Origin of the sequence: Runella zeae DSM 19591 (genome assembly GCF_000423565.1) — a bacterium.
Lineage (GTDB): Bacteria > Bacteroidota > Bacteroidia > Cytophagales > Spirosomataceae > Runella > Runella zeae.
This window is the reverse complement of record NZ_KE384045.1, coordinates 52,964-64,509: the sequence shown is the minus strand read 5'-3', so window position 1 is coordinate 64,509 and position 11,546 is coordinate 52,964. Positions and strand designations below refer to the sequence as shown.

The 11,546-nt window shown below is 39.6% G+C and carries 12 protein-coding genes; all 12 read right to left on the bottom strand.

Translation table 11 applies throughout. From position 1 onward, the window contains the following. Positions 1-167 precede the first annotated feature (167 nt). Genes cas2 through G563_RS0130965 form a run of 12 tightly spaced genes read right to left on the bottom strand, consistent with a single transcriptional unit; the run spans position 168 to position 11,391 of the window. Entirely contained in the window at positions 168-464 is a 297-nt protein-coding gene (gene cas2 / locus G563_RS37400; protein ID WP_051211323.1) for a CRISPR-associated endonuclease Cas2, read from the bottom strand. 4 nt (positions 465-468) lie between these two features. Further along, positions 469-1,452, bottom strand: a complete 984-nt coding sequence (gene cas1, locus G563_RS0131015; RefSeq protein WP_028668757.1) for a CRISPR-associated endonuclease Cas1 — start codon at positions 1,450-1,452, stop codon at positions 469-471. A 1-nt stretch (position 1,453) separates the two neighbouring features. After that, complete coding sequence (locus tag G563_RS0131010; RefSeq protein ID WP_028668756.1) at positions 1,454-2,500, bottom strand: reverse transcriptase family protein; 1,047 nt, start codon at positions 2,498-2,500, stop codon at positions 1,454-1,456. Beyond that, on the bottom strand, positions 2,457-3,170 hold the full coding sequence (locus tag G563_RS0131005) for a CRISPR-associated endonuclease Cas6 (RefSeq protein ID WP_028668755.1): 714 nt from the start codon (positions 3,168-3,170) through the stop codon (positions 2,457-2,459). The genes G563_RS0131010 and G563_RS0131005 overlap by 44 nt, the downstream gene beginning before the upstream one ends. Before the next feature lie 2 nt (positions 3,171-3,172). Beyond that, entirely contained in the window at positions 3,173-3,982 is an 810-nt protein-coding gene (gene cmr6 / locus G563_RS36370) for a type III-B CRISPR module RAMP protein Cmr6 (RefSeq protein WP_051211322.1), read from the bottom strand. After that, on the bottom strand, positions 3,972-4,337 hold the full coding sequence (locus G563_RS0130995; protein WP_028668754.1) for a hypothetical protein: 366 nt from the start codon (positions 4,335-4,337) through the stop codon (positions 3,972-3,974). The genes cmr6 and G563_RS0130995 overlap by 11 nt, the downstream gene beginning before the upstream one ends. A gap of 6 nt (positions 4,338-4,343) precedes the next feature. Next, complete coding sequence (gene cmr4 / locus G563_RS0130990; RefSeq protein ID WP_157585743.1) at positions 4,344-5,126, bottom strand: type III-B CRISPR module RAMP protein Cmr4; 783 nt, start codon at positions 5,124-5,126, stop codon at positions 4,344-4,346. 4 nt (positions 5,127-5,130) lie between these two features. After that, the gene (locus G563_RS0130985) at positions 5,131-6,123 is read right to left on the bottom strand and encodes a type III-B CRISPR module-associated Cmr3 family protein (RefSeq protein WP_028668752.1); all 993 of its coding nucleotides are present in this window, start codon (positions 6,121-6,123) and stop codon (positions 5,131-5,133) included. A 4-nt stretch (positions 6,124-6,127) separates the two neighbouring features. Beyond that, complete coding sequence (gene cas10, locus G563_RS0130980) at positions 6,128-7,798, bottom strand: type III-B CRISPR-associated protein Cas10/Cmr2 (RefSeq protein WP_028668751.1); 1,671 nt, start codon at positions 7,796-7,798, stop codon at positions 6,128-6,130. Beyond that, complete coding sequence (locus G563_RS0130975) at positions 7,795-9,045, bottom strand: hypothetical protein (RefSeq protein WP_028668750.1); 1,251 nt, start codon at positions 9,043-9,045, stop codon at positions 7,795-7,797. The genes cas10 and G563_RS0130975 overlap by 4 nt, the downstream gene beginning before the upstream one ends. Then, on the bottom strand, positions 9,042-10,655 hold the full coding sequence (locus G563_RS0130970) for a magnesium transporter CorA family protein (RefSeq protein ID WP_028668749.1): 1,614 nt from the start codon (positions 10,653-10,655) through the stop codon (positions 9,042-9,044). The genes G563_RS0130975 and G563_RS0130970 overlap by 4 nt, the downstream gene beginning before the upstream one ends. Beyond that, on the bottom strand, positions 10,633-11,391 hold the full coding sequence (locus G563_RS0130965) for a hypothetical protein (protein WP_028668748.1): 759 nt from the start codon (positions 11,389-11,391) through the stop codon (positions 10,633-10,635). Before G563_RS0130965 ends, G563_RS0130970 begins: the two co-directional genes overlap by 23 nt. Between the last annotated feature and the right edge of the window lie 155 nt (positions 11,392-11,546).

Here is an 11,546-nt window from a genome sequence, read left to right as displayed (position 1 = left end):
AATGAACCGATTAGATGTACTTAAATTTTGTACAATATCCCCTCTTTTATGCATCCTGCTATTTTTTATTGTTTTTGGGTACTTCCCAAAGCAAACCATTTGTTTGCCAAACACTCTCAAATGAAAGTCCCAATCAGAATACAATATCGGCATATTTTCCAACTGTTTTATACAATCAACACTAATTTCTCTCCTGCTAAATATTCCCAATCGGGAGGCTTATTTCCTAGGTGTATTGCATTGGTAGTGCTGTATTTGTCGATGGGCAATAGCATAAAATCACAGTCATTGTGTCCCACAAACCAGTTCACAATTGTCTGTTCCAATTTGTTTTTTTGCAGAGAAGTCAGTGGCCCCACAAATACCGAATATTGTACCCTTTCAAGCCCTGTTTTGAGAAGTTGGTCGGCCACCCGCTGCCGCAAGCGGTCGTTTTGAATATCGTAGCAAGCAAGATAAAGCATCCGTTTATGTGTTTGATGAATGTTGTATTGTTTCTTTCAGTTGCCCCGCTAATCTATAAATATGATTGCGACGGGTAGTGATATTTTCTCTAAAAGCACATCGTTGATTCATATAGGCATGAAACAACGGTATAATATATCTCTTCCCTTTTTTTGCTACCCATACCCCATTGTCTTTATGTTCAAACATATCATCTGTCAGTTGCCCATCTAGCACTTGTCCAATTAGTAAGGCATCCATCCAAGGTCGAAACGGCTCAATGAGGTCATAACTCAAGGTAGGTTTGTTGTACTGGTCGGCGTGCCAAATCCCGAGATAAGGGTCAAGGCCCACCGAAAAAATCGCCGTTTCTACCATACCATAAAGCATCCCATAGCAATAGTTGAGGGCAGCATTAAAATTGTCTTGGGCAGGCCGACGGCTACGACCATCAAAATCAAAAGGTGCTGGCAACGTCATCGCCAAAATCTGCCAATAATAACGTGCCATAATTGCCTCCTGACTCGCTAACTGCCCCCGTGCTTGTTCCAAATCAAGGTGATAAGTAGAACGCAAGGCCGATAATTCACGCTCTATAGCATTTTGAAGGGGTTGGATTTCTTCTCCAAAACGAGAACGACGGCTACGAAGCAGTGCTACATTTTGAAGCTGCTCGGTAGTTTTGAGTACAAACAGCGTTTTGCACCATTTTAAGGCTCCCACCACATGTACAAAATGCACTTGCTGCCGGCGTAAAGTAGCATGATTTCCATAAGAAGCCGCCCCCAATCGTGCCGATACTTGCCCCATTGTATCCAAAAAATAAATGGGTATCTGGTGCTCTACGGCCAGCATTATGGCCGAAGTGCTGAGTACGCAATAACTAGCCACTGCAATACTACTCACTTTCAAAGGGCTAATACTACGCGTATGGGTTTTAGATTTGATATGAAAACAGCCGTTGCGCTTGCCGACCATCAAGCCATGCGTATCTAAGACGAGTTGCATATCAGAAAAAATAGTTAAAATGTAACCAACTTACACTATCGTGGGCCACTGAGGGCTGCATAGCCTCCTCCAACAAACGAGATAAACGACGATAATCGGCGTGGTCTTCTCCTAATACAAAAGAAGCAAAACTTAAATGTCCTTCAAGTTGCGTCCTAAATTCCTCTACCCATACTGATTGCGCCCTACCTGCACGGGCTTGTACTTCAAGTACAGTTCTAAATTTCAGGATTTCGGCTTCCAACTCCCCTAAAAAGCCACTAGGTAACTGTACGCCGTTTTTACCAACTACTAGCCCCGTTACTATTTTTTCGGCACTTGGTGCACATATTTTGAGTTTTTGTTCATTAAACGTAAATCCATTTACCGTCGAAATCGCCCTTATTTCCTGAACATGCTGTGGTAAAATAGGCTCCTGTCTCGAAAACGTTAGATCATCAGCAAAGCGCATATAAACAAAACCATGGCGGTGCGACCATGCAAGCAATTCCTCATCGAGTGTACGAGCAGCCCAATTGGAAAGTACTGGCGAAGTGGGCGCACCCATGGGTAAACGTCCTTTGTAAGTACAAAGCTGCGCTATAAGTAGAGCGGTAGGCTCATCAAACGAAAAATAATCAGACAATAGCAGCTCCACAACTCGGTGGGTACTTACTGCGTGAAAGAAATCCACATAATCGACATTGAGCAACCACAGGCGGTTGATATGCCGTTGCGCATTGGTGAGGATATTGCGTGGGTCAGTATCGTCTTCAGGATTTAGCAAAAACCCAAAAGCAGCGTGGGTTTTATTACAGTAATACCCGCACTGTAAGGCCGAATTGAGGATTTGTTGCACTTTTTTGAGAGGTTTGTGAGGATCCTCAATCATCCTCGGCTTCCCATTTTGTTTGGGAATACTAAAACAGTTATAAGCTGGAAACTCCGCCAATAAAGTAAGCTGATAAACTGGTACACCTACAAAAGTAGCAAGCTGCTCCGTAGTATGAATACTTGCAAAATACTCAGCGAGTTTTTTTATCTTTTTGATTTTGTTGAGGCGAGCCATGATATTGGGGTTTCATCTGCATTTCCAAAATCCCATAGCCTTTAGAACTAAACTTGCCAATCCCCAACTGATGCTGAGGCACGGCTACATTGCAGCTAAACTTCACATCAAAAGCCAAATGCTGCACTTCGCCCTTATCGGTCGGGATGCTAAAATGCCCTAGTTCGTCTAAGTGCTCTATTTCCACTACCACTTTGGGCAGCGGTTCTAATTGTAGTGTTTTGAGAAGGCCAAGCAATTGGCCCGTCAAGATACGTTCTAGATGCGCCACGTGTAGGCGTAGCGAGCGCGTTTGTCGCCATTCGGCATAGTTGATCGGACTCAACGCCAACCAACGGTAGAGAGCATACTGAAAAAACCCCGTTTGCCCTTCCTGCATCGCCGCTTGGTCGAGTTCAAGCTGGATTTTGCCGAGTTCAGTTTGCAGCAGGGGCATGATCCGCAGCAATACCTCCGCTCCAGCTCCTACTCCCACAAGCGCCCCCCGCCCCCTCACCGCCCGAAACTGCACGAGCGGATAAGCGTGCGTTTCGCCACCTTCGGGCGTATGATTGTGCAAGAGCGGCTCCTGCCACCCCACCACATCATTGACCACCCGCCGCCACTGCGGAATATCATAAGCCTGTAAGTAGTGATTTTCAAAGACAACGGTAAGTATCGAAGCAGGCATAGTTATTCAGAAGGTTTGAGTCGGCCATAACCGACATTGGTTTTAGCCCCAATGCCAAGGTCAAGGAGGATTTGTTGGAAGAGAGCGAGTTTTTGGGTTGCGGAGATAAGTAGTCCATCCTGCAACTCAAACGAAAAACGAAAGGTAACGTTGGGTAGGATTTTTAGGAACCGAAGCGGCGTCGGGTTTTTGAGTGGTGCGGGTTTGCGGGTTTCGGTATCTACGTGAGGCGTGATATAATCATCACCAAAAATCAGTCCTTTAGAATTAGGTTTTACAATTTCAGCATCCAAAAACACATCATGCTTGCTCATAGGCAGGTATTGGCCATTTACTTTTCCCTCAAAAATTTCCAACTCTAAGGCATCTACATCAAAATCGTCGGCTACTTTTAGTATTGTTCTGATATACTTACGTTTTTCATCTTTTATAGTGTCTGATGCATTTTTGTGAACGTGAGCCCCTTTTTCATTGGGAAAAACCGACCGTAGTGTACCTTTTAAGCTACTACCAGGAATGATGGGTAATCCCGTAGTATAGTCAAACGAAAAACCAATTTTAAAATCGCCCGTTACTCCCTTTACACCATGCCCGTAACCCGTACCAAGTACCAAGCCAGGATAGCGGGTCGTAAGGTCGAATTCGTTATCAGGAGCAGGGGCAGAGTTATTGAAGGAAAAAGTTTCTTTAAAAAAAGGTTGATGTTTATTATCAAAAAACGTTTTTTGTTGTTGCTCACTTCGATTCTGGTCAAAATAACCTTGATAGTAATCTTTCCCAAAAAGATAACCGAAATTCTTATTAGTTTTCATCTTCATCGAATTTAAAGGTTCGAGCCATAATTTTGAGGGCTACTGAGGCATCTATTACCTGTTCTTTGAGCAGACGCTTGTCAGAAAGTGTTGAATTTGGGGCTGTGATTTTGGTTTTACAGTAGGCAAAAAAGCTATTTTCATCGGGTGCTACGATTTTACCTAGTGCTTGTACTATTTTAGGGTGATTGTTTTCATAAACGGCTAGCGCAGGCAATAAATCTAAATTAATGACTACTGCACCAAAACCCGCGATAGCACTTACTTTCGATTTTTTGATAATTCCATCGTTTACCAATGTAGTCTCTATCAGCGCAGTTTCTGCCTTGTCCATTAGGTTGGTTATATTTCTCATGTGTTTTTAGCGTTTAGAGATTTGGCAACGTCCATAACCTACCGTAGCGTTGCCACCCACTTGTACGAGTTTATCATCCACATCGAAAGTATGTGTACTGGTCATCTTTTCGGCCAAGAAATAAAAGACCGTTTTTCTTGGGATTATTTGCTCATACCAAAGATTGGTGCTTTGGCCGTTGTCTAAGCAGTTGCGGGCCAGTACAGGTAGGGCATAGTCGGAGCATTGGTATTGCATATCGTCGTCGGAGAGCAGTACAATGTCGTTACCAAGTATTTTTTTAAGTTCTGGAATAACCTCTTCTTTATTTCCTACCATCTCAAAATCCTCAATTTTTAAGTTAGGAATTGACTGTCCGATAATTTTTGGCAATGCCGATACCTTTTTAAGTAAATTGATTTCTTTTTCGATAGATGAAATTGTATCACTTTTATATCCATAATCTTTCATTACCACGTCCAAAAATTTCTGCAACAAAGCAGGGCAAGTAGCCATGAAATAAGCACGTTGATTACTCCTAACAGGCAAAGCCAACAAATGAGCATCGGAGAAAATATAACCGCCTTTTTTTTCAGTACCTCCAAAAATAGCCTCAGTTTCAGTAGTCTCTTTCTTTAGGACTTCCTCATAATGTTCACGAAAAGCCCCTTTGAGGCTGCTGGCAAACACACATGGGTATTGGTCAGTGACATCGCGCTGCACGAGATTATCAATCACGCCATAGTTGGAGCTACCTGCCCCTGCGTGGAGGTTTGATTGTGGTATAAGGGTGAAAAGCTGTACTGACATAGTTTTATAAGATTTTGAAATGATTGTATCCAACTTGCCGAAAAGCAGTAGGGCTTTGTAATAAATTGATAACTTCGTTTATGTCCTTTGGAAATAGGACTGTACCCCGAGCCAATAAATTGAATTGTTTAGGCGAACGTCGTTTTTCGGTAAAATAGTCGTTGTTTTTAACGGGAGTCATGTAACGAAAAGGAACACAGTCACCCAAAATAAAATCGCAATGAGTTTGCAACGCAGCATAATCTGTGATATAGGCATCGCTTATCAAGACCAATTTTTTAGCTTCGGAGGGCGTTTGGCTTTGGGCAAAAGGAGAAGCCTCTATTTTTGCTAAAAAGCCAAAAACCGATTGGTCAATGCCCAGCACCACCGACGACACTTTGTCAAATGCCTGTGGTTGTTTGAAAGTAGCATAAAAACCAAAACTCAAATCAACAGGCTTGTCGTCTAAACTTCGTACCAAGCGGTAAGCCTTTTGCTTGAAAAAACCCTCAATTTGCGATTTGCCTTGTCGGTCTTTTTTGTTGCCTACGGTTTCGATGTCGTTAAAAAAATTTTGAACCGAACAAACATCAGTTCCATTGGTCCATTGGTTTTTGAGAAAGCCATTCTTTGGATTATAATTTTCTATTCTTTTATCAACAGGTAATTGTAATTCAACGACTTGTTTAGATTTTGGGTCATGTTGAAAATTCATTCCCAATGGTAACCACTGTGTTTGGGTGAGCGTATCTATCAAAAAAACAGGAGATAGTTTCAAAATTTCGCCCCAATCTTGAGGCTCAACACTATGATCAAATCCTTGGCCTATGGCAGCCTTCTGATTTTGCCTAATCATAGCATAGCGCAACATGCCTAACAAGGCTGTTTGCTGAGGAAAATACAGCGACTCGGCACTGTAAACGGCCTCGCCTGTGGCGGTAAACGCACGGTCGCCCCCAAAAAAGAAACGACCACGAGGACGAAGCTGGATGAGATAAGTTGTTTCGTTAGACATAAGGTTAGTCTTTTAGTTCTTCGTAGCCACGTAAAAATTTGGCAAAACGTACCGCTGAAAACACTTCTCTCATAGCGAGCGTGGTGCCTTCTTTTACTCGGTTTTGTCGAGTATCTTTGTTCCTATAAAACTCTTTATTGAAAGATAGACTCAAAAGTTCACGAAGAACTGTTAGGTATTCGTCTTGGGATTTGCGCTTAGAGAGTTCCGTTTCTTCTTCAAAAATATTGACAAATACATTATGCAAACGGCTTTCAGCATTAGCAATCTTCTCAATAAGTTCTTGATTTTCTCGAAGTTTATAATTGACACCATTTAGAAAAGACTGGTCAGACGTCATGGTGTTGTAGAGTTTTCCAAAAGCCACTTGCAGCGCGTCCTCATCTTGCAGTTTGAGCTCAAAATCAAATGTACTGCCACTGTGTTTGAGGAGACTAATGGCTAATTTCCCCCCTTTTTTACCATTGCTTTGGTTGGTCTCATCTTTTGTCAACCCCAACAATTCTCCAGCCTTATCCATAGCCTCCGAAAGCGGAAACTTGTAGTAGGTAATGGATAATCCAAACGATAATGAAACTTTGTCTCCATCATTGGTAGTCTTTTTCGTTTCAAACTTATCCTCGAAAGACTTTTTGATTTGTTTCAATAAAGAAAAGATATTCTGAGCAGCTGTTTTGGAATAACAATTACAGACTGGTGCAAAAAACAGCAAATCATCCCCACCTACGTAAATAGGGACACCTCCATAATCACGAATAACGTCTTTTACTTCCAGTCCCCATTCGAGCAGGCCTTTAGATAATTTTTCTATTTGTTCAATTTTGTCGCTCCCCGTAAATCCTGTGATAAGTTTACCAATGCCATCGCCATCAGCTTTGACAACGCAAACGTATTTGTGGTAGGTCTTGAAATCGTCCTTGAAGTCTTTTTGCAATGCTTTAACAAAATCACCATCCAAGTCCACATCTTCACCATTTTTCCACAAATACCGATTCACCAGCTGTATGTATTTACTTTTAGCAAGCGCATCTTTTTTCCAAAGTTCACGGGTAGAAATCTCAACCAACGATTCAAAACGTTCGGTATTGTTGATGTCTTTTGCTTGATAATGTTCTTTTAAAAACCCGTTTTTATTGACGGCTTTCATAAACAGTTTCAATACATTGGCTTGGAGTTTACTTCCCTTTTTGCCTTCGGGTATCAAATCAAAACTACTGACAAGTCGAGGCTGTAACTCAGCAGTTTCCAAATATTCAGCAGCTACTTTTATGGGGTTTTTAGACTCTTCTACTTGGCATAAACATGAATCTATGCGAAAATATTTCCCCAAAAAACCTTGCGTATCCCCCATCAACGTAGCCAACTCTTCGATAATTTCACCTTTTATATCTACATCAAAATCTCTCTCTTTCAAAATGTCAGCATTGACAATAATACGGTCGGGAAAAAGTCCCACACCTATTTTTTGATTTTTGTCAAAAAGCCGTGCATCAGAAATATTTGGCTGGACAAAATAGTGAGCATCAGCGGCTGTACCACCGTTTTCACATAGCTTTTCGATAATTCGCTTGGCGATATACGAAAACAGATAACTGGCAGCCCATACCTCACGCGTGTGCCGCACGCTACGACAGGTCTCATAAATCGGGCCGAGGGTGATAGCGAGGTATTTCATGGTTTGGGGGTGGTTTCTTTGATATAATTATCTCTCAACTGTTCAAAAATATTTAAGGCGAGATGATTCCTATGATTTTCGACATCTTTAAAGTTATTCTCTAATTCAAATTCAGTGCACAGATATTTTAAATATTTTTCAATTTTAAATACTTTTGGCGTATTTAGCTTTAAAATATCACTAGAAGTGGAAGCTTTAACATCAAAAGTTTGATCAAGAAAATCATTATGAACAGACTTAGGATATATATATACTCGAAAATAGTACTCCTTTTGGCCGTTTGGAAGTGTTTTTATAACGAAGCGTGGTTTATAAACAATTGGTGAAAGCATTCGTTCTATTTTTTCATCAATGTGCGTCTTTGATATTTTAGCATTGTTATATTCGCTTCCTTTCCAATCAGATTCAGTAGCTAAACCTAATAAGTCTCTGATTAAAAAATGATTATCACTCTGACTTTTTTTAGAATACTCTTTTAATATATCTGGCGAATCATATCTTCTATTTTGAATACTTAAAGCATTTGAGAAGAAAAAGTTTTTAATAGTTCTTTTATCCCATTGTATATCAACATCTTTATAATATGAAAATAGAGCAGATTTGATATAAATACCTAAATGTGGATAATTTACACCACTGCGAATAATTTTATGAAATAAATCAATCGCCTCGAAAAGGGTCTTAAAATGAGACTTAGTAGCAAGATGGATGTTTTCGAGCCTATTTACGTATACATCAAAGTAAAATTGAGTAGGTATAAAAACCGTTCTGATAAAAAATGATCCAAATCCCTTTGTTTGACGCGTACCAAAGTTGTGAGAAGCCCAAAATGCACTTATATCTGCTTCTAAACATTTATAAAGTGTAGAATCAAATGTTGATATACAGCCAATTATTTCCTTTTTTGCAAAAACAAAACCTTTTGAATTTTTAGCATTTTCCTCCCCCATATTACCGAAATAGCAAGAAAATTTTTCATCCTGGCTTATTTCTTGTTTCCAATAATCGTGGTCTCTAAAGTCTATCTTATAGTTTAGCGATTCCGAAGTGCTTTGTTTTCCAATCATCCATTCATTTCTGCGTGCGATTTCAAGGCCACTTTCATAATTGCCACCCCCAAGTCGTTGTAAAATAAACCTATCCAACTTCGGCTTTACTTCAGTAGCTCGCAGTGTAGCCCCCTCTTGGTCGTGTTGGAAGTGAATGAGGGGAGTGTGTTGGCGGAGGGTGAATTCAAGTTTATTCATTTTTTTCTTTTATTTTTAGCTAATAGTTTTAGAACATAATTAGAAGCAAGAAGGCTAATTATTACCAGTATTATAGCTACAATACTATTCCACTCCCCTCCTCCTCTTTCAAACAACCACCAATGCCATTTGTCTTTGTCATTCCAAAAAGGATTGAGTCCAATAATTGTGGCTAAAAGAGAAGGCACTGCAAACCAACTGGCAATAAGTGTTAGTCGGTTCTGCTGCTGTGTCTCTGCGTAAGTGTTCAATTCATTAATTTGTTGATCTAAATCTTTCACTTCTTCTCGAATACGCATGTTTTCCTGTAGCTTCTCATAGAGTTCAATCCCTTGTTCTTGAGGAGTAATTTCACGAAAAAATATTCTATTGACAAATTTTATATATTGGCGGTAAAGTATAGAAATTTCTGAAACATTTTTCCCAAATAAATCATTATCATTATTGAGATGTCTAGAAATTCTAGCGACTTCATTTGAAAAATTCACCAAATATGATCTCTGAATTAAACTCAACATTACCATTTGAAAATAGTGGTGAGTAATATGCTTTTGAATAACATTCAAATTAAAATCGTTAGGAGCAGCTACTACTACAAATGAATAGCGGCTAATTCCAAAAACTTGACCCCATGAATCTCCATTTTTCCCAAAAGTATAAGGTACTAACCAGCGACTGTAAGTTACTTTTTGTAACTGCTCCTTCATCATTTCAGGACTATGACACGAGGGATAACTACCATCCACAAAAACCATTTGGTACCAATCAGAGTTGCTTAAATATTCATACCCATCGTTAGCGATGTTTCTTAAAGCAAGCTGATTGATAAAATCTTGATTGTAGTAAATACATAGAGTAAACATCCTATCATCTATGACTGGGCTGATGAACACTGTACCTTTCGGCGCATTTTTAGTTGGTTCACAAAACGCAGGCCCTAATAATGCTTTAAAATATTTAGGTAAAACAAATAAATTTCTACTAATCCCCTGTTGGGTATCATAATGGGAAAAATCTTCGCTTACCTCAGAATCAAGCCAACTTTGAATGCTACTTAGTTTAATTTCTTGTGCTAAAAAGTTATCTTTTGCACCATTATGAACTGAAGTAAACGGTTCATTGTCACCTAAGTATTGAGGATAAATACGTCGTCCAAAATCATTGATTTTGAAAATATCCTTTTTATCATGATATTTAGTGTTACGTAAGAATAGAGATAAGACACCTACTCCATTTTCGTAAAAGTTAGCCACTATATTTTCTAAAGATAAGGTATAAGTACTTCCTTTAGCTTTTATACTAAAACTAGAAACTTCACTAAGTCCCTGATAAACAAACTGTTTTAAATGAATTGTATCTACTGTATTGTCTACATTAAGCACGTCGCGTACCTGTTCATAGAAATACGTGTATTCATTGTAACTATGGAATCCTTCTTTATCCGGTAAAGCTTCAAATGTGAAAGGTTTCCAATAGCTTACATCAATAGGGATTTCCTGTAATTGATACCGTTTATCTATTGCGCTTTCATCATGTTTTGCCCCCTGATAAATCTCCCACTTAAACGGAAACAAAAAAATATGATAGCTATGAAGAGTTTTCTGAGACATAATCGATGATATTTTGTACAACTTTAGTTAATTCATTTGCCGAAAAAACGCCTTTTGCTATCCCAAAATAACCACTATCGCCTCCACCGTAATAGGCTTTTTTTTGAGCTATTAAGTTTTTATATTTTTTTGCTAATAGACCAATACCCTCACCATAATAGTTTAGAACATTTTCGTTGTAAATAAGGATTTTTTTTTCTTCTATCCTATCCACAATCGGCGAAAATTTATCAAGTGGCGTTTTTAGTACTAATATTCCTTTTATCATCCTTGCATCTTGCAAAGATGCTTCGGCAAGGCGTTCCATTTCGTCGGTTACGCCTTGCGCTTGGCGATCCAACCGCCGGATGTACTGAATCTCTTCTTCGCTTGCCCCCATAGCCCGCATCGCAGGTTTGTAGCCTCGGTCGTTGGCGGCCACAAGCTGTTGATAGCGCGTAAGTTCCACTCCAAGCAACTTGGCTATTTGCTCAATAGAACTGGGCAAATGCACCTTTTCGTTGTGGTGGTCTATCTCGGTATAAAAACGTGGGAGTTTACTCTTTGGTCCTACGGCAAGTTCGATGCCTACAAAATGCCAATCGGGCTGTGCCGCAATAATGGATTGATATGCATCAATTGATGCTCCCCAACTTAATTTTTTGTCGGTAAATGGTTGTTGGTGAGACTCTAACAATGCCCTGATTTCGAGCATTTCAAGGTCTTGCCCTCCCAATAAAAAGTGATATTGCGACATTTTTTTTTAATGTTTGATAAGTCAAAAATTATCCAATCTTTGGACAGTAAAATTCAAAAAATCGCTCTCATATAAAGCAGGAAATTATTGTCCGTTACATTTTTATCGGTCTTAATTTTTCTTTTCAAAAAGTAATATATCCCTGAGAAAGTAGC

Coding starts and splice junctions, on each gene's coding strand:
- G563_RS0130965 (WP_028668748.1), bottom strand. CDS start 11,391: ATGTCGCAATATCACTTTTTATTGGGAGGGCAAGACCTTGAAATGCTC.
- cas2 (WP_051211323.1), bottom strand. CDS start 464: ATGCTTTATCTTGCTTGCTACGATATTCAAAACGACCGCTTGCGGCAG.
- G563_RS0130985 (WP_028668752.1), bottom strand. CDS start 6,123: ATGTCTAACGAAACAACTTATCTCATCCAGCTTCGTCCTCGTGGTCGT.
- G563_RS0130995 (WP_028668754.1), bottom strand. CDS start 4,337: ATGAGAAATATAACCAACCTAATGGACAAGGCAGAAACTGCGCTGATA.
- cas1 (WP_028668757.1), bottom strand. CDS start 1,452: ATGCAACTCGTCTTAGATACGCATGGCTTGATGGTCGGCAAGCGCAAC.
- G563_RS0131005 (WP_028668755.1), bottom strand. CDS start 3,170: ATGCCTGCTTCGATACTTACCGTTGTCTTTGAAAATCACTACTTACAG.
- G563_RS0131010 (WP_028668756.1), bottom strand. CDS start 2,500: ATGGCTCGCCTCAACAAAATCAAAAAGATAAAAAAACTCGCTGAGTAT.
- cas10 (WP_028668751.1), bottom strand. CDS start 7,798: ATGAAATACCTCGCTATCACCCTCGGCCCGATTTATGAGACCTGTCGT.
- G563_RS0130975 (WP_028668750.1), bottom strand. CDS start 9,045: ATGAATAAACTTGAATTCACCCTCCGCCAACACACTCCCCTCATTCAC.
- G563_RS0130970 (WP_028668749.1), bottom strand. CDS start 10,655: ATGTCTCAGAAAACTCTTCATAGCTATCATATTTTTTTGTTTCCGTTT.
- cmr4 (WP_157585743.1), bottom strand. CDS start 5,126: ATGTCAGTACAGCTTTTCACCCTTATACCACAATCAAACCTCCACGCA.
- cmr6 (WP_051211322.1), bottom strand. CDS start 3,982: ATGAAAACTAATAAGAATTTCGGTTATCTTTTTGGGAAAGATTACTAT.